Source organism: Pseudomonas sp. TNT2022 ID1044, from assembly GCF_028656895.1.
GTDB classification, from domain to species: domain Bacteria; phylum Pseudomonadota; class Gammaproteobacteria; order Pseudomonadales; family Pseudomonadaceae; genus Aquipseudomonas; species Aquipseudomonas reinekei.
In genome coordinates this window covers 42,706-62,649 of record NZ_JAMDHB010000018.1, presented here as the reverse complement: position 1 = coordinate 62,649, position 19,944 = coordinate 42,706, and the positions used below count along the sequence as shown (strand labels likewise).

At 60.1% G+C, this 19,944-nt stretch carries 19 protein-coding genes; 9 read left to right on the top strand and 10 right to left on the bottom strand.

The features are described from left to right. Positions 1-243: 243 nt before the first annotated feature. Entirely contained in the window at positions 244-759 is a 516-nt protein-coding gene (locus tag M5G20_RS21275; RefSeq protein ID WP_273920713.1) for an Hcp family type VI secretion system effector, read from the bottom strand. Between the two features lie 328 nt (positions 760-1,087). Between M5G20_RS21275 and M5G20_RS21270 the strand changes: the two genes are divergently transcribed. Beyond that, complete coding sequence (locus tag M5G20_RS21270) at positions 1,088-1,768, top strand: type 1 glutamine amidotransferase domain-containing protein (protein WP_273920712.1); 681 nt, start codon at positions 1,088-1,090, stop codon at positions 1,766-1,768. 64 nt (positions 1,769-1,832) lie between these two features. On the opposite strand, the gene hglS is transcribed toward M5G20_RS21270, so the two are convergent. The 3 genes from hglS to M5G20_RS21255 form a co-directional block, all read right to left on the bottom strand. Continuing rightward, entirely contained in the window at positions 1,833-3,212 is a 1,380-nt protein-coding gene (hglS, locus tag M5G20_RS21265) for a 2-oxoadipate dioxygenase/decarboxylase HglS (protein WP_273920711.1), read from the bottom strand. Between the two features lie 111 nt (positions 3,213-3,323). Beyond that, positions 3,324-4,280 (bottom strand): alpha/beta fold hydrolase, encoded by a 957-nt coding sequence (locus M5G20_RS21260; protein WP_273920710.1) that lies wholly within the window; start codon positions 4,278-4,280, stop codon positions 3,324-3,326. A 22-nt stretch (positions 4,281-4,302) separates the two neighbouring features. Then, on the bottom strand, positions 4,303-5,754 hold the full coding sequence (locus tag M5G20_RS21255; protein WP_273920709.1) for a flavin-containing monooxygenase: 1,452 nt from the start codon (positions 5,752-5,754) through the stop codon (positions 4,303-4,305). 219 nt (positions 5,755-5,973) lie between these two features. Between M5G20_RS21255 and M5G20_RS21250 the strand changes: the two genes are divergently transcribed. Next, positions 5,974-7,047 carry a diguanylate cyclase gene (locus M5G20_RS21250; RefSeq protein ID WP_273920708.1) on the top strand — a complete coding sequence of 358 codons (1,074 nt, stop codon included), beginning with the start codon at positions 5,974-5,976 and terminating at the stop codon, positions 7,045-7,047. Between the two features lie 60 nt (positions 7,048-7,107). Here the strand turns inward: M5G20_RS21250 and M5G20_RS21245 are convergent, their stop codons facing one another. The 3 genes from M5G20_RS21245 to M5G20_RS21235 form a co-directional block, all read right to left on the bottom strand. Beyond that, a complete protein-coding gene (locus tag M5G20_RS21245; RefSeq protein WP_150733551.1) occupies positions 7,108-7,977 on the bottom strand; it encodes an isocitrate lyase/PEP mutase family protein in 870 nt (289 codons plus the stop codon). 177 nt (positions 7,978-8,154) lie between these two features. Continuing rightward, entirely contained in the window at positions 8,155-9,189 is a 1,035-nt protein-coding gene (gene astA / locus M5G20_RS21240) for an arginine N-succinyltransferase (protein WP_273920707.1), read from the bottom strand. 61 nt (positions 9,190-9,250) lie between these two features. Continuing rightward, positions 9,251-10,267 (bottom strand): arginine N-succinyltransferase, encoded by a 1,017-nt coding sequence (locus M5G20_RS21235; protein ID WP_273920706.1) that lies wholly within the window; start codon positions 10,265-10,267, stop codon positions 9,251-9,253. A gap of 584 nt (positions 10,268-10,851) precedes the next feature. Here M5G20_RS21235 and M5G20_RS21230 point away from each other — a divergent pair. From M5G20_RS21230 to M5G20_RS21205, 6 genes are all read left to right on the top strand, one after another. Further along, entirely contained in the window at positions 10,852-11,424 is a 573-nt protein-coding gene (locus tag M5G20_RS21230; protein ID WP_273920700.1) for a histidine phosphatase family protein, read from the top strand. Beyond that, the gene (gene cobF, locus M5G20_RS21225; RefSeq protein ID WP_273920699.1) at positions 11,424-12,179 is read left to right on the top strand and encodes a precorrin-6A synthase (deacetylating); all 756 of its coding nucleotides are present in this window, start codon (positions 11,424-11,426) and stop codon (positions 12,177-12,179) included. The genes M5G20_RS21230 and cobF overlap by 1 nt, the downstream gene beginning before the upstream one ends. A gap of 100 nt (positions 12,180-12,279) precedes the next feature. After that, positions 12,280-12,891 (top strand): antibiotic biosynthesis monooxygenase, encoded by a 612-nt coding sequence (locus M5G20_RS21220; protein ID WP_273920698.1) that lies wholly within the window; start codon positions 12,280-12,282, stop codon positions 12,889-12,891. Further along, positions 12,888-14,726 (top strand): amidohydrolase, encoded by a 1,839-nt coding sequence (locus M5G20_RS21215; RefSeq protein ID WP_273920697.1) that lies wholly within the window; start codon positions 12,888-12,890, stop codon positions 14,724-14,726. The genes M5G20_RS21220 and M5G20_RS21215 overlap by 4 nt, the downstream gene beginning before the upstream one ends. A gap of 69 nt (positions 14,727-14,795) precedes the next feature. Beyond that, on the top strand, positions 14,796-15,422 hold the full coding sequence (gene ycaC / locus M5G20_RS21210; RefSeq protein ID WP_273920695.1) for an isochorismate family cysteine hydrolase YcaC: 627 nt from the start codon (positions 14,796-14,798) through the stop codon (positions 15,420-15,422). 172 nt (positions 15,423-15,594) lie between these two features. Continuing rightward, positions 15,595-16,491 carry a LysR family transcriptional regulator gene (locus M5G20_RS21205; RefSeq protein WP_273920693.1) on the top strand — a complete coding sequence of 299 codons (897 nt, stop codon included), beginning with the start codon at positions 15,595-15,597 and terminating at the stop codon, positions 16,489-16,491. A gap of 178 nt (positions 16,492-16,669) precedes the next feature. Here M5G20_RS21205 and M5G20_RS21200 read toward each other — a convergent pair whose 3' ends face one another. The 3 genes from M5G20_RS21200 to gspG all read right to left on the bottom strand — a co-directional run bounded on the left by M5G20_RS21200 (position 16,670) and on the right by gspG (position 19,090). Further along, positions 16,670-17,299, bottom strand: coding sequence for a hypothetical protein (locus M5G20_RS21200; protein ID WP_273920691.1), 630 nt, complete (start codon positions 17,297-17,299; stop codon positions 16,670-16,672). Positions 17,300-17,450: 151 nt separating this feature from the next. Further along, on the bottom strand, positions 17,451-18,638 hold the full coding sequence (locus tag M5G20_RS21195; RefSeq protein ID WP_150733561.1) for a type II secretion system F family protein: 1,188 nt from the start codon (positions 18,636-18,638) through the stop codon (positions 17,451-17,453). 14 nt (positions 18,639-18,652) lie between these two features. Further along, positions 18,653-19,090, bottom strand: a complete 438-nt coding sequence (gene gspG / locus M5G20_RS21190; RefSeq protein WP_150733562.1) for a type II secretion system major pseudopilin GspG — start codon at positions 19,088-19,090, stop codon at positions 18,653-18,655. A 204-nt stretch (positions 19,091-19,294) separates the two neighbouring features. Here gspG and M5G20_RS21185 point away from each other — a divergent pair, with 204 nt between their 5' ends. Beyond that, on the top strand, positions 19,295-19,903 hold the full coding sequence (locus M5G20_RS21185) for a lytic transglycosylase domain-containing protein (protein WP_273920690.1): 609 nt from the start codon (positions 19,295-19,297) through the stop codon (positions 19,901-19,903). The last annotated feature ends 41 nt before the right edge of the window (positions 19,904-19,944 follow it).

Here is a 19,944-nt window from a genome sequence, read left to right as displayed (position 1 = left end):
CACTCAGTTTTCGCGGCCGCCAATATATATCGGTAAATTTCATATTTATACTCGCGGACAGCTTCATCGAGTTGATTTAAAATGCGCCTCGTTCGCCCAGTGTCACGGCTCTTTACCAGTGCATGGATTGCCGAGGCCATTGCACTGGGCGAACACTTTCCATTTCAGTCATTCTTGTATTTTTAACCCGGTCAATAAATCGACCAGCAAACGCTGGCCGATATTTATTGTGCGCGTGTCAACTTAACCTGCGACTGGAGCGCGCCAGTCATCGGAACCTGAAGTACCGGATACTTCGTGGGTCCAGGTTATTTTTCGATAAGTGAAATGCACATCTTCCAGCTGAGTGTAAAGCGCGTTTGCCGGGTCCTGGCAGTTGTGCATGTAATCTTTGATGTGGACGATCACGGCGTCCTCAAGCGTCGTGGTGTAATAGTGTTCCTGGGCTCCGGACGTTGTGCGATACCACTTGATTTCGACCTTGGTCATGCGTTCGCCGCTGGTCAGGGCGGCGAGCAGCAGAGGAGAGGCTTTGTCGAAGACTTTGGTGATCACCAGAGGCTTATGAATGCGTTGCCCTGTTGGCTGGCCTGATTGCGGATCACGTGGAATCACCATTTCATGGTTGAACGCCTGGATCAGCACTTCATCCTGGTGCGCTTCCTGATAGTTGTAGCCGACGGATTCAGCGGTGAAGGCGCCAGCGGTGATCAGGCCCTGTTTCTCGCCAGTGACGGACATATACGCGGGTGTAGCCATGGATGCTCTCCTTGCTAGAGTTGGGTGAGGCTCCCGAAAGGCAAGATCGCCAGATGGGAGCCACACGAATAACAAGGTCCGTGCCATACCCCGCAAAGCCCCGTAAGCCGCCAGTCGAGTCAATTCAGGGAACGTTTACTCGCAAAATCACCTCGATATTTGCGCAGGAAGTTGCGCGACAGGCGGCGGATTTTGGCGCACCTTGTTGAATCGCCCGACACACCGAATGATCCACCTCGCGCCAAGCCCCATGCAGCCTCCCAAGCGGGCAGTTTTCGGCGCATCACGGCTATAGGCCACCACCGCAGTTCCGAGACGGAGTGACGACATGAAAATCCTGATGGTTTTAACGTCCCACGATCAATTGGGTAACACCGGCAAGAAAACCGGATTCTGGCTGGAAGAATTTGCGGCACCGTATTTCGCCTTTAAAGATGCCGGCGCTCAACTGACCCTGGCCTCGCCCAAGGGCGGTCAACCACCGCTGGACCCGAAAAGCGACGAGCCGGATGCGCAAACCGAAGCCACCGAGCGTTTTCGCAAGGATTCGGCGGCGCAGTCGGCCTTGGCGTCAACGGAGGTGCTCAGCTCGGTAAAAGCCAGTGACTACGATGCGGTTTTCTATCCCGGCGGCCATGGCCCGCTGTGGGACCTGGCCGAAGACAAACACTCGATTGCCCTGATCGAGGCGTTCTACAACGCCGGCAAGCCGGTCGCGGCCGTTTGCCATGCGCCCGGTGTTTTTCGGCATGCCAAAACCGCGGACGGCCAGCCTTTGGTCAAAGGCAAGAAGGTGACGGGGTTCACCAACAGTGAAGAAGACGCCGTGCAACTGACCGATATCGTGCCGTTTCTCGTGGAAGACGAGCTCAAGGCCAAGGGCGGGATTTTTTCCAAGGGGCCGGACTGGGCGAGCTATGTGCTCACCGATGGTCTGTTGCTGACCGGGCAGAATCCGGCGTCCTCCCAGGCGGCGGCTGAGGCTTTGTTGGCGAAATTGAAGTCGTAGACAATCTAAAGGTCGCAGCCTGCGACAGCGTCTACACGCTGTCGCAGGCTGCGATCTTTTGTGTTTATTCGCTCAACGCGGTAAAGCACTGCTCGATCGAGCGCCGCTGCGTTTGTGCATACAGCCCCAATTCATCAATGGTCGGGCGGCCCAAAGCCTTCTCGAACGCTTGCTGATTGGAGTGCACGCCGTAGTGGGTTTGCGCGGCGTCCCCCAGGTTTGACTGAAAGATCCCCGCCGCGCTGACCGGCAGAAAATCCTCGTACACCAACGGTTCTACTCGCAGATAGCCGCCACTGACCAGGTCTTCCAGTGGCAAGGTTTTCAGTTCGGCCGCTGCCAGGCCTTTTTCCGTCACGAAGTAGCGAAAGTACGCCAGTTCCTGACGGCGCATGTCCTCGTAGGTGTCAGGAAATTCGCTGAAGTGTTGCGCCATCAACCTGTTGTAACGCTCGGCGTTGGCTTCATTGGGGAAGTCCTTGAGTTCGTCCCGCGCAGCGTTGAGCAAGCGGTCATACAGCGCCCGGCCTTTGGGGGTGAGGGCCGCTCCGCGTTGTTCGATTTCGCCGAAGCGGGCGCTGTGGCTGCCGCGTGTTTGGGCCTGGTCAGTGAACGCGACCGGTTCGTCGAGGGCTTTGAAACTGGTTTGGCGCAGCAGGATCGGACACTGGCGACGCGGTGGGCCTTCGATCACCGCTTTGGGGGTGATGCCGTGGGCGGGCATCTGTGCCTGAACGATGTCGATATCCAGGGTACGCGGCGTCAGGTGATTGATGTGCGGGCCTTTGAAAGCCACCACGTCGGCAATCAGGCGATGTTGAGCGCTGAGTTTCTGGTACTGCTCGGCAGTCACTGTCGCGCTGTGGTGCCAGCGGAACGTTTCCAGCGCCTGCTCGACGAATGTTTCGGCTTCTTGTTCAGTGAGCCCACCCTGGGTTTCGGCGCGCTCGATCAACTTCAGTGCAACGGGAGTGAAGATCGATCGCTGGTCCAGCACCGACTGAGCGAATGCCCGCAGCTCAAGGTCTTCGATCAGCTCAAGACGCAACAGTGAAGTGAAAACGCGGAACGGGCTGACTTGCAGCGCCGTTTCATGCACCGCCCGAAACGCCGTGGAATGCACCGGCACACCGGCCGGGGTCAGGTCGTAATAACCCACCGGCTGCATGCCCATTACTGCGAACAGGCGGGCGAGGGTGGCCAGTTCCGCGGCGGTGCCGACGCGGATCGCACCGTGGCGCTCCAGGTCCAGTCGCTCGATTTCGCCGGTGCCGTTCAATTGCTGCGCCACTTGCGGATCGCTGTCGAGCACGTGGCGGTTGGTCTTTTCAACCAGTTCCATCAACGCGCCGTACAGCGGCACTTCCTCGCGGTACATGTCGGACATCGCTTTGGAGAAGCGTTGGCGGATCAGGTCAGGGCTGACGAAGTTCGGGTGGTTCATGAACAGAATTCCTGGCGCGGTGACGAGAAGGATGGAAGAAAAGATCGCAGCCTTGGGCGTCGCCGACAAACGAAGTTTCTGACGGACTTCATTCTGCAAAGGACTGCATCGTTAATGCAGTCGTTGATCCTGCGGGCTTTCCGATCGTAGCGATGCCAAAAACTCCCGATAAAGGTGAGCTGATCCGGCCGGTGCCTCGACCATCGGCATATGACCGATGCCTTCCCAGATTTCCACCCGCAGATCCGCAATGCCTTTGCTCCAGATCGCCACGCTACTGACGTCGATCAAGCGGTCCTTGCGTCCCCACAGCAACAGTGCCGGGGCTTTGATCGAAGGCAGTTTCGGCTCCATCGGCGGGCTGGCGCGGAAGTCGCGGAAGATTTCTTCCAGTTCGTCCCGTGTCTGTTCATAGCGATGAGCGAAGGCGTCCAGCACCACGCGCGGTACCCACGGTGGATCGGCCATGGTCATGGCATAGAAATAGTTGAATTCTTCCCGCGAGTTGATCAGGAACGGGTTGTGACCCTTGGCCAGATGCCGCTCCAGATCACTGGGCTCCGGCTCGGTGACGCCCGCTGGATCGATCAGGGCGACCGAGACAATGCGCTCCGGATACGTGGCCGCCAGCCATGCCGCCAGGTAACCCCCCATCGAGTTACCGATCACATGGACCTTGTCCACGCCGCAGACGTCCAGCAACTGGATCATGCGCTTGGCCTGCAGCGGGATGTCATAGCCGCCACCGGCCTTGAAGCCGGTTTCGCCATGGCCGGCGATGTCGGGAATGATGACCCGATAATCGCCGACAAAATATCGGGCAAAGCGCAACCAGATGTTTTTGTCGGCACTGTAGCCATGCAGCATCAACACGTTGCTGGACGCTTCGTAAGGGCCGCCTTGCCAGGTCGAGACGGTCATTTCGGCGATGGGCACAACAATCTCGTGCAGCTTGTACAGCTTGGCTTCGGCGGCCGTGCTCAAGTTGTAAATCCAATAGCCGATGGCCGGGTAACTCAGCCAGCTCCAGGCGGCAAACACCGCGATAGCGACAACCAGTAAAAGCATCAGGCGCCTTCCTTCTGACGGATCAGGACAATATGTGATCGGCCGGTTTCAGGGTTCGGGTCAAGCGGTGGAAGCTGAAACTGAACCCCGGAAACATGGCAATCACATGACCGCTCTTGCTTTGATACCAACTGTGGCAGCCTCCCGACTTCCACACCGTGCGCTCCATTTCTCTATGGATCATTTCAGTGTAGGTACGTTCTGCCTCGGGGCGAACTTCAATGCTGCGCAAACCTTGTGCTTTTAACGTGCGAATGCAGTCGAGGATGTAGTTCATCTGCGATTCGATGATGAACAACGCCGAAGTATGGCCGATGCCGGTGTTCGGGCCGGTGACGATAAACAGGTTGGGAAAGTCCGGGAGGGCGGTGCCGAGGTAGGCTCGGGGAAATTCGGCCCAGACATTTCGCAGTTGCGTGCCGTTTTTTCCGGTGACCGGGTAGGAAATTACCCCGTCGGTGGCGTCATAACCGGTGGACCAGACAATCAGGTCGAGGTCGATGTGCTGGCCGTCCTGCATGACGATGCCGGTTTCATCGATTGCGCCGATGCCTTGTTCGCGGCTGTGCAGCGTGACGTTGCTACGCGCCAGTGCCGGGTACAGCGTGCTCGACAGAATCACCCGTTTGCAGCCGATGGTGTAGTCCGGCGTCAGTTTTCGCCGAAGTTCGCTATCCGGAACCTGGCGCTTGATGAAACGCAGGGCCTGTTGCTGGACCATGCGTACCGCCGGTTTCGAGTATTTGAAGGCAATTACCCGGGTTTCGAACTGCCAATAGATCATCCAGCGCAGCAGCGTGTAGGCCGGCTTGAGCCCAAGCAACCAGCGCTGGAAACGCCCGAATGTGCGGTCAGCCCTGGGCAACACCCAGTGCGGCGTGCGCTGGAACACGTGCAAATGCCCGACGTCCGGGGCTATCGCCGGAATCACCTGGGCCGCACTGGCGCCACTGCCGACAATGGCCACGCGTTTTCGCCGGTAATCGTAGGCATGGTCCCAATTATTGGTGTGAAAGGTTTTGCCCTGAAAGCGTTCCTGCCCTTCGAAGTGTGGGACTACCGGCTGGCTCAAAGGGCCTGTGGCGTTGATCAGGAACTGTGCGTGGAACGTACCTTTGGTGGTGTGCACGGCCCAGCGTTTGCCGGCATCGTCCCATTCGACACGCTCGACATTGGCTTGCAGTTCCACCCGGTCGCGCAGGCCGAATCGCTCCATCACATAACCGGTGTAACGATGAAGTTCGGCCTGCGCGGCGAACATCTGCGTCCAGCGGTAGGGGGCGAAGGACAGCGAATACAGCGGCGAGGGCACGTCGACCGCGGCGCCGGGGTAGGTGTTCTGGCACCAGGTACCACCGAAGAAGTCCCGCCGCTCCAGCAGTCGAAAGTCGGTGATGCCGGCCTTGAGCAAATTGACGGCGGCGCACTGGCCACCAAAACCGCTGCCGATGATCAGCACTTGAAAGGTCTGCATGCGTCTCCTTGTTTATCGTTTTCAGGCAATGCCTTTCTTCATGTATAGCCAAACGCCGGGCCATTGCATCTGAGATTGAAGGCGCCTGAGAAGCCTGCTGGCTGTCCTGCCATAGCGGGCTGCCAGCCGGTGATGGCTATTTAACGTTGCCCTGTTAGACTCCAAACGTACCTGCAAGCCCGGTGTTATCTGGTTTCGTTCCGTGTGGCAGAGGTCCCAATGGGAAAGATGGGAGGAAATGGACTTTCACTGGCCAGGAGGCTCTACACATCGCGCATCCTCGGCCTCGTGCTGGGTTTGTTATGCGTGGGTGTGGCGATGTACCCACTCAATCCGGCGCCCTGGGTCTGGGGCCTCATGCTATTCAACGGCTTGCTCTGGCCGCACCTGGCTTTCCAATGGGCGCGCCGCGCTGCGCGCCCCTATCATGCGGAACACCGTAACCTGCTGGTAGACGCCTTCATGGGGGGCTTTTGGGTGGTCGCGATGCACTTCAACCCTTTGCCCAGCGCCACCACCATTTCCATGATGGCGATGAACAATGCCGCCATCGGCGGCTTGCGTTTTCTGCTGGCGGGCAGCGCCGCGCAGGTGCTCGGGATCGGCGTCGGCTGGCTGATATTCAGGCCCGTGCTTGTGTCTGAAACCAGCCAGCTGCAGCTCTACGCCTGCTTGCCACTGATGTGTTTTTATCCGCTGGCGCTGGGTTTGATCTGCTATCGCCAGGCGCATACCCTCGGGCGACAAAAGCGCGAGTTACTGGCCCTGAGCCGCACCGACAGCCTGACCGGGCTGCTCAATCACGGCGCCTGGAAGGACCAGTTGGAAGTCGAATTCCAGCGCTGCCAACGGCAACAGCAGGGCGCGGCGATTGCCCTGATCGACATCGACCATTTCAAAAGCATCAACGACACCTACGGCCACGTCGCCGGTGACATCGTGTTGCGGCAACTGAGCAAGATCCTCAAGCAGAACCTGCGGGCCACTGATGTCGCCGGGCGTTATGGGGGGGACGAGTTCTGCGTGATCCTTCCGGACCTGCCCCTGAACAGCGCCGCTGTGGTCATGGAGGGCCTGCGGGATCGCTTCGCCACGCTGGGGTATGAACAGAATCCGGCGCTGAAAGTCAGCCTGAGTATTGGCCTTGCGGCGTTCAATCCTGGGCACACGGAGGCGACGCTGTGGCTCAATGATGCGGATCAGGCGTTGTATGAGGCCAAAAGCACAGGGCGCAATCGGGTGATCTGCTGCGGTGACGGGCGGGCGCATCAGCAACTGCTGGATTCCGTTTGACCCCGTTTGCGAGTTTGCCCGCGAAGGCGCCGTGTCAGGCGCCGGCGGACGGGCTACCCATCACTCCTTGACGCTCATGAACTCCTCCGCATAGCGGATGTATTCCTCCGGTTGCGTGTAGGTGTGGGTCAGTTCGGTGGCGCTCAGGTCCGAGGCCTGGGTGAAGATCTGGCGCTGTTCGCGCAGGCTGTCGTAGGTCGCCTTGATCGCGGCGAAGTAGGCGCCATGGCCGTCGATGGTGACGCGCACGCCGAGTTCGGCCAGGCGTTTGTCGTCGCGCAGCAGCGGGTTGCCGTAAGTCACCAGCATCAGCGGGACGCTCAGGTGTTCGGCGATTTGCTCCAGATGGTCGAAATCCTTCACGCCGACCATGCAAATGCCATCGGCACCTGCGCGCTGGTATTGCTGGGTGCGGCTGATGATCTCCTGCACCGGCAAAATCCCCGCGTGGGTGCGGGCGATAATTGCCATTTCCGAATCGCAGCGGGCTTCCAGCGCCGCGCGGATCTTGCCGACGCCCTCGGCGACCGTGATCAGGTCGGTGGATTTACGGCCGAACTGCGCCGGCAGCAGGGTATCTTCGATGGTCAGGGCCGCGATGCCAGCGCGTTCCAGTTCGACGATGGTGCGCATCACATTCAATGCGTTGCCGTAGCCGTGGTCGGCGTCGGCAATGACCGGTAACTGGGCGACACGACCAATGCGGGTGGCCTGTTCGGCGAACTCACTGAGGGTGATCAAGGCAAAGTCGGGCGCGCCCAGCACCTGTAACGAGGCAACTGACCCCCCCAGGATGCCTACCTCAAACCCCAGATCGGCGGCGATGCGTGCCGACATCGGATCGAAGACCGATGCGGTGTGGTAGCAGGTGTTGGACGCGAAGAGTTGACGAAAATTGCGGCGCAAATCTTGATGAGACAGCCTGGACATATGAGTTCCACCAATGGAAATGGAAGGGCTTGAGCAAAAGTGTCAACGCCGAAGATGTAAAAGGCTATCACGCTGGGGAGTCAAGAATGATGACGAATTTGCCGTGATTGCTGCCTTTTGGTGTATGCCATTGTTTGATTCAAGTAAAAAGCGGGACATGATGAACCCGGTGACGGGTTACGCCGCCACCGCCTGTTGCTGTTGGTTGAGCAGTGGCACGGCCCGGACAGAATCACCGGGTTGCAACTGCAGGCGCTTGGCGGTGAGCCGATCAACCATCAGGCTGCACCCGGCCTGTCGCGCGCGGGCAGCGGTGATGCGACAGTTTTCCAGCCTTCGATTGTGGATCAACCATATCGGCGCCTGGTCGTCCGGGGCGCCAATCGCCAACTCCAGCAACTGACTGTCGCGCACGGTGCGAATGCCGGACGTCGGGGCTTCGATCACCGGGCCGGCGTCGAAGATATCGATGTAGCCCTTATGGGAAAAACCCTCGGCGCTGAGGATTTTCAGTGCCGCTTCGCTGTTGGCGTGAGGTTTGCCAATCACCGCTTGCGCCTGTTCGGTGAGCAGGCAGGTGTAAATGGGCTGGCGGGGCATCAGTTCGGCGATGAACGACTTGTTGCCCAGTCCGGACAGGTGATCGGCATGGCTGAAATCCATCTTGAAAAAGTGTCGGCCCACGCTGTCCCAGAAGGGCGAGCAGCCCTGTTCATCGGCACTGCCGCGCAACTCGGCGATGAGTTTGTCGCCGAACAAGTGCGGGAACTCCGCCACAAACAACAATCGGCTCAAAGACAGTAAACGCCCGTGACTGCCCTGGCGTTGATCGGGGCGCAGGAACAACGTGCAGAGTTCCGATTGCCCGGTCATTTCATTGCTCAGGAACAAGGTCGGCATGTGCCGCTGGATGCCCAGGTCCTCGGATGAACTGACGGTCAAACCGACCCGGTAGTTGTACCAGGGTTCGCGCAAGCCCACGGCGCCCGCCACGGCACTGACGCCCACCACTTGCTGGTCATCGTCTTCAAGCACGAACAGGTAGTCCGCATCGGCGCGTTCGACCTGTTCGGCGAACGTTCTTTTCGCCCATCGCAAACGGTAGTTCAACCGTTCCTCGTCCGCTGGCAACGTCGTCAGGCTCCGGCCCGCGAGCCGAATCAGTGTGAGCAGGGCGGGCAGGTCGGTCACCTGGACCGGTCGGACAATCATGATGCCGCTCCTGCTTCGAGCTTGTTCAGAGAGGGTTGTCGGGCACCGCGCTTGACACTGCTCACAGGGCGATCAACCGCACTTGTCGGCCTTCGCTCACCTTCAGCGCTGCACACATCGCGGCATCGAGGGTGACAGGTTGCCCGGGGATGTAGTCCAGTTCTGCGACGATGGCGCGAAAGTTCTCCAGCGAATCATTGCTGACCAGATAACGTCCCCGGGCGTCGATGGACCCACCGGGGCTGGCCGGGGTGGTTTCGCTGCGGGCGATGGAGCGAATGTTGGCGGTGCGGGCATACAGCGTCGGGCCGCCGTCGAAGAGGTCGACGTAATTATTGGTTTCGAATCCCTCGCGCTCAAGGATATCGAACGCTTCCTGGCCGTCGGGGTGGACGCGGCCGATGCAGTCCTGCGCCGCCTGGGGCAGCATGGGCACGTAGATCGGATATTGCGGCATCAGTTCGGCGAGAAACGACCGGCTCTCCAGGCCACACAAGCGTTCCGCTTCAACGTAGGGCAGGTCGAAGAAATGCTTGCCCACGGCATCCCAGAAGGGCGAATGGCCCTCATCGCTGCTGTAACCGACGATTTCGGTAATCACGGTGTCGGAAAAACGCTGGGGATGGGCGGCGATGAATAGCAGGCGCGCTCGCGACAACAGTTCGGAAGAGGCGGTTCGCACCCATGCCGCATCGATGTGGAAGCCGCGCAGCAACGTGTGGCCACTGAGGTCGTGGCACAGCGACAACGCAGGTACACCGTGATCGATGTTCAACTCCCGCGAGGCACTGTTGAAGTGGCGATTGCGCAGGCTGTAGAACGGTTCGTCATACCCGGCAGTGGCCAGAATCTCCGAGCAGCCCACCAAGGAGCGGGTGGTCAGGTCCTCCAGGACAAAGAAGTAATTCTCCGGCCCGGGACTCTGCACGCGTTGCTCGAATGACGTAGAGGAATCGAGAATTTTTTCTCTTAAACGCTCGCTGTCGTCCGGTAAAGACGTCACGCCCACCAGGCTTTCACGAGCAAGGCGCTGCAACTGGGGCAGGTCGGTTAACTGCACTGGACGCAAGACCAGCATGGATGCACTCCTGTCTCAATGGGCTCGGTGGCGGGCACCCAGCCTGACAATCACTGTCGGTTTTCCACGCGTTTCATCGGCGGTAGCCTCGTAGGGCGTCGCTCTTTTTTCAGTCGTTACCGGTATGACCACACGCACTACCCGTGCCCGCTGCAGACATGCAAAAGGGTGGTCGTGGTGTTTACGTCTTGTGTTCGTACGGATCGGAACCCAGACCGGAATCGATGATCAGGTCTTTCAACAAAGGCATCCGGGCTCCTGCTGGATGTGGGCTATCAGTAATCCGTTGAAGGCAGTATTTATTTAAGCCGCACTCGATGTCTAGCTAATTTTCGTGCGCGATTTCAACGCCCGGTAACGGTGCTCTATAGCGGTGCATGGCGGCTACGGGGAAGTCCATCCGCCTTGTAGGCCATCGCCTAAAGTGCAGTCAGATATGGCTGATCCTGTGACAGAAAAAAGCCCTTGGCTGTCCGAGGCCACGGCTCAAGCGAAACACCCCCGATGCCCTTTCTTACGGCACAATGGTTAAGTTCTGGCGGTCAGACGCCGTTCATCTCTTCCACCCGACAGAGAAATCCTCCGTGCAGGCGACTCGTTTGACCTTGATGTGCCACGCCCGAACCGTCGCACAAAAACTTGCGTGTTTTCCTACGGACGAGCCAGTGGAGATGGATTGGCAATCTGCGCGGGGTTCGCGCAGCAGGCAGTTCAAGGGCACACCGAAGCTGTTATGCGGGCCGGAGTTGCGCACCCGCCAAACCGCCGAGTTGTTCGGCAGCACGTTTGAGGTCGTTGCAGCGCTGAGGGATTGCGATTTCGGGCGTTGGCGCGGCGCACGGATCAATGACTTGCAGACCTCTGAGCCTGAATTGCTCGCGGGCTGGATCGCCGACCCGGATTCAGCGCCACATGATGGCGAGTCGGTGGCGCAAGTCTGTGAACGAACGGCCGCGTGGCTGATGACGCTGCAAGCCACGCCTGGACATGTCATCGCCGTGACCCATCCATTTATCATTCGCGCCGCGCTGAGCCACGTCCTGCAAAGTCCGGCGTACAACCTGATCGATGTCGAGCCGTTGTCGGCCATCGAACTGCGGTTCAATGGTTGCTGGCGTTTGCGTTTACCGGGCATTGATCGTGAAGGGGGGTCTTGATGAAAAAAATACTGGTCATCGGCATCGGTGCCGGCAATCCCGATTACATCACCCTGCAAGCGGTCAAGGCGCTGAATCGGGTTGACGTGTTTTTTCTCATGGACAAGGGCCAGAGCAAAGACAAGCTGATCGACCTGCGCCGCGACCTCTGTGAGCGCTACATCAGCCACCACGATTACCGTTTTGTCGAAGCCGTGAGCCCGGAACGCGAGCGTGGCAATGTGGACTACACTTCGAGCGTCGATGAGTTGAACGTTGCCAAGCAGCGGACATTCGAGCGTTTGATCAATGAGCAGTTGGCTGACGGCCAGTGCGGCGGGTTCCTGGTATGGGGCGACCCGGCGCTGTACGACAGCACGCTGCGCATCCTGCAGGCCATTCTCGCGTCAGGCGCCTGTACGTTCGAGTTCGAAATGATTCCCGGCATCACCAGCGTCCAGGCGCTGGCGGCGCAGCACAAGGTGACGCTCAATCAGATCGGTCGTTCGGTGGAAATCACCACGGGCCGGCGATTGGCCGCCGGTCAGGTGAGCGATGCCGATACGCTGGTGGTCATGCTGGATGCGCAGGATGCCTATCAGCAGGTGGCAGATCTGGAAACGCAGATTTACTGGGGAGCCTACCTCGGGACGCCGGATGAGATCCTGATCAGCGGCAAGCTCAAGGACGTGGCGCAGGAGATTGAACGGGTGCGCAAGGCGGCCAGAATGGCCAATGGCTGGATCATGGATACCTATTTATTGCGCAAGCCCTAGCGGCACGCTCTGCAAAAAGAGCACGTACATCCAATTTTTTCCTCCCCGCCACCGGCACCATTGACGCGTTATCCAACTTGTTCAGCCGGAGACTTTCGTCATGTCACAAATCCAGTCCCGGAGCACGCAAGTACCCGGGTTCGACGAAGTGGTCACGTTGGTCGTCAAGCATCGGGTCAAGCCCGGATTTGAAGTGCCCTATGAAGCCTGGCTGCGCAATATCGTCAAGGTGGCGGGGCAGAGCGTGGGGCACTTGGGGGTGGATGTGGTGCGCGGCAAGCACGCGGGCCTCGACACTTACACCTGCGTGCTGCGTTTTTGCTCCACTGAGTCGATGCAGCGCTGGCTCGATTCGCCGCAACGCCAGGCGCTGGTCGACGAAGCCGTGCCGATGCTCGCTGATGGCGACCAGACCGAGGTCAACCCGGTCAACGAATTCTGGTTTACGCCGCAGAGCGAAAACGAAGCGCCTGCGCCACGCTGGAAGCAGGCAGTGGTCACGCTGTTGGTGATCCTGCCGCACACACTGCTGGTGCCCCTGATCTGGGGGCCGTTGCTGCAACTCAACGCGTTCCTTGCCAATTACGTGGTTGCCACGTTCCTGATCACCCTGACCATCGTGCTGTCGGTGGTGTACGTCTTCATGCCCATGGCGACGCGTCTGTTCGCGCCGTGGCTGTCCGCCTCTAATTTGCCAAAGGAAACGCGATGAACGCCGATCTGATTTTGTTCAATGGCCAATTTCATACCGTTGACCGCGAAAACCCGTTCGCTACTGCCGTGGCAATCAGCGATGGCCGCTTTGTCGCGGTCGGCAGCGATGCCGAAGCCATGGCCTTGCGCGGCTCGAATACGCAGGTGATCGACCTCAAGGGTCGTTGCGTGATTCCCGGCCTCAACGACTCCCACCTGCACTTGATCCGGGGCGGATTGAATTACAACCTCGAGTTGCGTTGGGAAGGCGTGCCGTCGCTGGCCGATGCGCTGCGCATGCTCAAGGAGCAAGCCGACCGTACGCCGACGCCGCAGTGGGTGCGGGTGGTGGGTGGCTGGAACGAATTCCAGTTCGCCGAAAAGCGCATGCCGACCCTCGAAGAACTCAATCAGGCCGCACCGGACACGCCGGTGTTCGTCCTGCATTTGTACGACCGTGCCTTGCTCAACCGGGCCGCACTGCGGGTAGCCGGGTACACCCGCGACACGCCGAACCCGCCGGGTGGCGAAATTGTTCGCGACGCCAACGGCAACCCCACCGGCATGCTGGTGGCGCGACCCAATGCGATGATTCTTTACTCGACCCTGGCCAAGGGGCCGAAGTTGCCGCTGGAGTATCAGGTCAACTCGACGCGGCAGTTCATGCGCGAGCTCAATCGCCTGGGCCTGACCAGTGCCATCGATGCCGGCGGCGGTTTCCAGAACTATCCGGACGATTATCAGGTGATCGAGCAGTTGGCCAAGGATGAGCAACTGACCGTGCGCATTGCCTACAACCTGTTCACCCAGAAGCCCAAGGAAGAACTGGCCGACTTCAAGAACTGGACCGGCAGCGTCAAGTTGCACCAGGGCGACGATTACCTGCGGCACAACGGCGCCGGGGAAATGCTGGTGTTCTCGGCGGCGGATTTCGAGGACTTCCTGGAGCCGCGCCCGGACCTGCCGCAAAGCATGGAGGACGAACTGGAGCCGGTGGTGCGCCACCTCGTCGAACAACGCTGGCCGTTCCGTTTGCACGCCACGTACAACGAATCCATCAGCCGCATGCTCGATGTGTTCGAGAAGGTCAACCGCGACATTCCGTTCAATGGCCTGCCCTGGTTCTTCGATCACGCCGAAACCATCACCCCGCAGAACATCGAGCGGGTGAGGGCGCTGGGTGGCGGCATTGCGATTCAGGACCGCATGGCGTTCCAGGGCGAATATTTTGTCGAGCGTTACGGCGCCAAGGCTGCTGAAGCGACACCGCCGATCAAGCGCATGCTCGCCGAAGGGGTGCCGGTCGGTGCCGGCACCGACGCGACGCGGGTGTCGAGCTACAACCCGTGGACCTCGCTGTACTGGATGGTCAGCGGGCGCACCGTCGGCGGTCTGGAGTTGCACGCCGAGGGCTTGTCGCGCCTGACCGCGCTGGAACTGTTCACCCACGGCAGCGCCTGGTTTTCGTCCGAACAGGGCAAGAAGGGCCAGATCAAGGTTGGGCAACTGGCGGACGTCGCGGCATTGAGTGCGGACTTTTTCAGCGTCGATGAAGAGGCGATCAAGTGGATCGAATCCGTGCTGACCGTGGTGGGCGGCAAGGTGGTTTACGCCGCCGGTGATTTCGAAAAACTCGGGCCGGCCAGTGTACCGGTGCTGCCGGATTGGTCGCCGGTGGTGAAAGTGCCCGGGCATTGGCGGCCGAATTCGCCGTTGCAGGCGCAGGTTCACCAGTGCAGTGGACCCTGCACGGTGCACGCGCACAGCCATGACCGCGCGCGCCTGTCGAATGCCCCGGTCAGTGACTTCGCCGGTTTCTGGGGCGCCTTCGGCTGCTCGTGTTTTGCCTTCTGACAGATAAAAACAGCGCCGGTCGTGCGGACCGGCGCTGCAAGCGACATCCATCCACCAAGGAGTTTTTTCATGAGCAACGTTCCCTACAAACGCCTGAACAAAGACGATGCCGTTGTGTTGTTGGTCGATCACCAGACGGGCCTGATCTCGCTGGTTCAGGATTTTTCGCCCAACGAATTCAAGAACAACGTGCTGGCCTTGGGCGATATCGCCAAGTTCTTCAACCTGCCGACCATCCTCACCACCAGTTTCGACAGCGGCCCGAACGGCCCGATCGTGCCGGAACTCAAGGCGCAATTCCCGGACGCGCCATTCATCGCGCGCCCTGGCCAGATCAACGCCTGGGACAACGAAGATTTCGTCAAGGCAGTGAAGGCCACCGGTCGCAAGCAACTGATCATTGCCGGCGTGGTGACCGATGTGTGCGTGGCGTTCCCGACCCTGTCGGCACTGGCCGAAGGCTTTGAAGTATTCGTGGTGACCGACGCTTCCGGCACCTTCAACACCACCGTGCAACAAGCGGCGTGGGCGCGTATGTCGGCGGCCGGTGCACAGCTGCTGAACTGGTTCTCCGTGGCTTGCGAGCTGCAAGGCGACTGGCGCAACGACATGGAAGGCCTGGCCAACCTGCTGTCTGAACGCATCCCGAACTACCGTAACCTGATCAACAGCTACACCACGTTTACCGCGAAGTAATCTTCAAACGCAAAACCTGGAGCGAGCGTGCTCGCGATGGCGTTGGATCATCCGGTACACGTACTGAATGTGAAACGGCTATCGCGAGCAGGCTCGCTCGCGCATAAAAAACCGTCGGCTGCTCGACGTGCTCCTTGGTATAAAGTGCTGGACCGTCAACCAAGGCGTGACAATGAACCCGTTCGAAGACATGCGTATTTTTTGCCAGGTGATGGATTCTGGCAGCTTCACGGCTGCGGCTGATCAGCTGGGCCTGTCCAAACAATTCGTCAGCCGCCGCCTGATGCAACTCGAAGAACGCCTCGGCGTGCGCCTGCTTAATCGCTCGACCCGGCGCCTGGACGTCACGCCGCTTGGCCAGAGTTACTACGAATCCGCCTTGCGCCTGCTCGCAGACGTCGAGCATGTGGAGCAGGGCATCGCCGGGCAGACCACCGAGCCGCGCGGCACCATCCGCGTCAGCGCGCCGCTGTCGTTTGCACTGGCGCACCTGGGCTGTCTGCTGCCGGTGTTTTTGCAGCGTTATCGTGACGTTACCGTGGAAGTGGATTTGAGCGATCGCCCGGTGGACCTGCTCGGTGAAGGCTACGACCTGGCCTTGCGCATCGGCACGCTGGAAGACTCGACGCTGATTGCCAGACGCATCGCCTCGATCGAGCGTGTGTATTGCGCCAGTCCGGCTTATCTGGCCGAGCGCGGCACGCCGGACAAACCTGAAGATTTGCTCAAGCATGACTGCCTGCCGTACGGCCACGGTCGTCAGGTGCAGTGGCGGTTCACGGGGCAGGGCAAACCACTGGCCGTCAACGTCACCGGGCGGATGCGGGTCAATAACGGGGAGTTGCTCAGGGACGCGGCGATTGCCGGGATGGGCATTACCTATTTGCCGACGTTTATCGTCGGCTCGGCCTTGAAGGATGGCCGGCTGGTGCCGGTGCTCGATGGGTTTCGACCAGAGCCGCTGACGTTGTCGGCGGTGTATCCGCAGCATCGCCAGTCGTCGCGGCCAGTGCAGGCGTTGATCGGGTTCTTGCGTGAGCGGCTGGATACAGCGCAGGGTGGCTTGTGAATGCATTGCCCGATTGACATTGCCCTTTGCAGGAACCCACTTGCTCGCGTTTGCGCGGGGCATTCAACATTGCTGTTGTCTGACACTCCGCTATCGCGAGCAAGCTTGCTCCTGCAGGGTTTTGCGCTGTAAGTGGATGTGAGTTCACCCCACACATTCATTGTGGGAACAGTGCATGTCAGTTGACGCGTTTGTCGTCACCCGGTTCACCCGAAGCGTGCATGCCACGATCGTCGCCGACTTCGCCTGAGCGATGAACGCCATTGTCGTCACCCGAGCGATGTACGCCATTGTCATCACCTGAGCGATGTACTCCATTGTCGTCGCCCGAACGATGGACGCCGTGATCGTCACCCGGTTCGGAATGGTTGCTGCTGCGTCCGGAGTTCGACGCTGTGCTGCCGGAGTGTGATGACCCATGGTCACCGCTGCTGTGACCGCTGCCGGCGCTGTTACCGCCATGACCACTGCCGCTGCCACCGCTGCCGCCACCGCTGTGACCACCGCCACCGCCGCTGCCCCCATGACCGCCGCCACCGCCACCGCTGCCACCCCCATGACCGCCGCCGCCACCGCTGCCGCCGCCACCCCCATGACCACCGCCACCGCCACCGCTGCCGCCACCACCCCCATGACCGCCGCCACCGCCACCGCTGCCGCCACCCCCATGACCACCGCCACCACCGCCACTACCACCATCTCGTGCCTGTGCGCTGGATACCCCGGACAGGCTGTCCGGGATCAGTACGGTAGACGCCGACAAAACCGCGCCAATAGCAACTGCAAGTAAAAGCTTGTTGATGTGCATGTCGTTCTCCGTCTTCTTGTTCAGGTTGGAACGTGGATGAACATTGCAACGTGCTGGCCTATTCGGAAGGTGAACACGCCACGGCGGCGATTTATTCAGTCAGTCCGTCGAAAAACTCCGCGAGCGGCAGCCAGCCCCCATTCCAGAGGGGTTAATGAATGCTTGAGGCCAGCTCGAAAATCGGGATGTACATCAGAATCACGATCACCCCGATCAACAAACCGATGAAGGTCATGAGCAGCGGTTCGAACAGCCGCACGAACCATTCGATCCAGCGACTGATTTCTTCGTCGTAGAAGTCGGCGCTGCGCTCCATCATCTGCCCGAGGTTGCCGGACTGTTCGCCGGCGCGCAGCAGACGCAGGGAAACCGGGGTCACCAGGTGATTGAGTTCCAGCGCCGCCGACAATGACTGGCCCTCGCGCACACGCTCGCAGGCCTGGTCCAGACGCGATCGCGAGGCGACGGTGAGCAGGTTGCGCACCATGCCCATGGCGGTGACGAGGGGTATGCCGCCCTGCAGCAAAATGCCCAGTGAACGGTAGAAACGCGCCAGTTCATACATGAAGATGCGCTGGTGCACCGCCGGGAGTTTTTCGATCAGGCGATCCAGGCCACGGCGAAACGACGGCTGGCGCTGGAGCAGGGCAATCGCAACGATGAAGGCCATGAAGGCGCCGAAGAATTCGCCCTGGTGCGCGTGCAGAAACATGCCGCTGGTCATCAGGATCTGCGACAACCACGGCAGGCTCGACCCCAGCCCTTCGAACACCAGGCTGAAGCGCGGCACCACATACCCCATCAGGAACAACACCACGCCACCGCCCACCACCAGCAACAGCATCGGGTAAATCGAGGCGCTGATGATCTTCTGGCGAACCTCGTCCATGCGTTGGCGATAGCTGACGTAACGGCCCAACGCTTCACCCACCGCGCCGGTTTTCTCGCTGGACTGCACCAGCGCCACATACAGTGGAGGGAACACCGCCGACAACTGGCCCAGGGCCTGGGAGAACGATTTGCCCTCATACAACAGGCGCACCAATTCGCTCAGGGTTTTACGGGCCTGTGGCGCCGATTCTTTTTCCGCCAGGCTTTCCAGCGCGTCGATCAGCGGCAGGCCGGCATTGAGCAGCGTGGTCAGTTCCTGGCTGAACAACACCAGGTTGAAGGTTTCGCGCTGCTTGAGGCGCAATGCCCGCCAGTGTCGCTCGGCGTGCAGGCTGACTACCCGCAGGCCCTGGTCTTCGGCGATGCGCCGGGCTTCGCTGTGGCCGGGGGCTTCAACGGTCATTGAAACCACACCGGCCTTGCCAACCGCTTTGAGGTGAAAACGCATGGTCGCCATATCCGTCATTGCCAACTGGTGACTTCAGCGTTTTCGCCTTCGCCGCCGGGCTGGCCATCCTTGCCCATCGACAACAGGTCGTACTCGCCGTTTTCGCCGGGATAGCGGTAGGCGTAGTTACGGCCCCATGGGTCCTGCGGCAATTTTTTCTGCAAGTACGGGCCGGTCCAGCGGGTTTCGTCGCTGGGTGCGGTGACCAGTGCCTGCAAGCCCTGTTCGGTCGACGGGTAATGGCCGACCTCCAGGCGATAAAGATCGAGGGCTTTGCCCAGGCCTTCTATTTGCGCCTTGGCGACTTTCACTTCGGAACGTCCCAATTGAGCGAAATATTTCGGCGCGACGATGCCGGCCAACAGCCCGAGCACCACCAGCACCACCAACAGTTCAAGCAAGGTGAACCCGCGTTGAGTACGCGGAGCCAAGACACGCGAACGCTGTTTCATGATGACCTCACACAGTCGGCAGAAGGGTCGCAACAAGGCTTATGCAATTGCCATGCAAAGGTCTGCATAAGGTCTGGCTTGCTTCTGTAACCCCCGTAATACGGCCTCTCGCGCTTTCGGCACAGTGCTTGCGTATGGCTGATAAACGACCGGCCATTGGGGCATTACCCCCATTTTTCGGGGCCGGGCAGGGGAGAAGGAACCATGAAGACTCTCACCACAGCAATGCTCGGTTTGATGCTGCTGGCTGGCGCTGTTCAGGCTGATGTATTCGTCTCCGTGGACGCCAAGGGCAACTTTGTCCTGTCCAACGTCCACCGCCCCGGTCGCCAATACGAGCGGGTGATTCGCGAGGCCGAGGCGGCGGTCGTCAGCCTCGACCAGCAACCGCAAATGATCGCCACCCGGCCCTACGCCGAACTGGTGGCGGCGGCGGCCACGGACAACCAGCTGCCGGCGGCGTTGTTGCACGCGGTGATCCAGGCCGAGTCGAGCTACAACGCCAGCGCCGTATCGCCAAAGGGCGCCGGCGGGCTGATGCAGTTGATGCCCGACACGGCCCGCGAAATGGGGGTCAAGGACGTCTACGACCCCAAGGCCAACATCCAGGGCGGCGCCCGTTACCTCAAACGCCTGATGACCTTGTTCGACAACGATATCGCCCTTGCCGTGGCGGCCTACAACGCCGGGCCGCAAGCGGTGCTCAGCCGTGGCGGAGTGATCCCGCCGTTCGCCGAAACCCAGCGTTACGTGCCGAGCGTTTTGCGTCAGTACCGGCGGCTGCAGGGGCTGGCAGTGGATGCCCCGCTGTGATCAGGGCCACCGCAATGGTTCCCCGACATTGGGGCATACCG

What these genes read in the sequence shown, in the direction of transcription:
- M5G20_RS21275 (WP_273920713.1), bottom strand. Translation starts at nt 759, where the DNA reads ATGGCTACACCCGCGTATATGTCCGTCACTGGCGAGAAACAGGGCCTG.
- M5G20_RS21270 (WP_273920712.1), top strand. Translation starts at nt 1,088, where the DNA reads ATGAAAATCCTGATGGTTTTAACGTCCCACGATCAATTGGGTAACACC.
- hglS (WP_273920711.1), bottom strand. Translation starts at nt 3,212, where the DNA reads ATGAACCACCCGAACTTCGTCAGCCCTGACCTGATCCGCCAACGCTTC.
- M5G20_RS21260 (WP_273920710.1), bottom strand. Translation starts at nt 4,280, where the DNA reads ATGCTTTTACTGGTTGTCGCTATCGCGGTGTTTGCCGCCTGGAGCTGG.
- M5G20_RS21255 (WP_273920709.1), bottom strand. Translation starts at nt 5,754, where the DNA reads ATGCAGACCTTTCAAGTGCTGATCATCGGCAGCGGTTTTGGTGGCCAG.
- M5G20_RS21250 (WP_273920708.1), top strand. Translation starts at nt 5,974, where the DNA reads ATGGGAAAGATGGGAGGAAATGGACTTTCACTGGCCAGGAGGCTCTAC.
- M5G20_RS21245 (WP_150733551.1), bottom strand. Translation starts at nt 7,977, where the DNA reads ATGTCCAGGCTGTCTCATCAAGATTTGCGCCGCAATTTTCGTCAACTC.
- astA (WP_273920707.1), bottom strand. Translation starts at nt 9,189, where the DNA reads ATGATTGTCCGACCGGTCCAGGTGACCGACCTGCCCGCCCTGCTCACA.
- M5G20_RS21235 (WP_273920706.1), bottom strand. Translation starts at nt 10,267, where the DNA reads ATGCTGGTCTTGCGTCCAGTGCAGTTAACCGACCTGCCCCAGTTGCAG.
- cobF (WP_273920699.1), top strand. Translation starts at nt 11,424, where the DNA reads ATGAAAAAAATACTGGTCATCGGCATCGGTGCCGGCAATCCCGATTAC.
- M5G20_RS21220 (WP_273920698.1), top strand. Translation starts at nt 12,280, where the DNA reads ATGTCACAAATCCAGTCCCGGAGCACGCAAGTACCCGGGTTCGACGAA.
- M5G20_RS21215 (WP_273920697.1), top strand. Translation starts at nt 12,888, where the DNA reads ATGAACGCCGATCTGATTTTGTTCAATGGCCAATTTCATACCGTTGAC.
- ycaC (WP_273920695.1), top strand. Translation starts at nt 14,796, where the DNA reads ATGAGCAACGTTCCCTACAAACGCCTGAACAAAGACGATGCCGTTGTG.
- M5G20_RS21205 (WP_273920693.1), top strand. Translation starts at nt 15,595, where the DNA reads ATGAACCCGTTCGAAGACATGCGTATTTTTTGCCAGGTGATGGATTCT.
- M5G20_RS21200 (WP_273920691.1), bottom strand. Translation starts at nt 17,299, where the DNA reads ATGCACATCAACAAGCTTTTACTTGCAGTTGCTATTGGCGCGGTTTTG.
- M5G20_RS21195 (WP_150733561.1), bottom strand. Translation starts at nt 18,638, where the DNA reads ATGCGTTTTCACCTCAAAGCGGTTGGCAAGGCCGGTGTGGTTTCAATG.
- gspG (WP_150733562.1), bottom strand. Translation starts at nt 19,090, where the DNA reads ATGAAACAGCGTTCGCGTGTCTTGGCTCCGCGTACTCAACGCGGGTTC.
- M5G20_RS21185 (WP_273920690.1), top strand. Translation starts at nt 19,295, where the DNA reads ATGAAGACTCTCACCACAGCAATGCTCGGTTTGATGCTGCTGGCTGGC.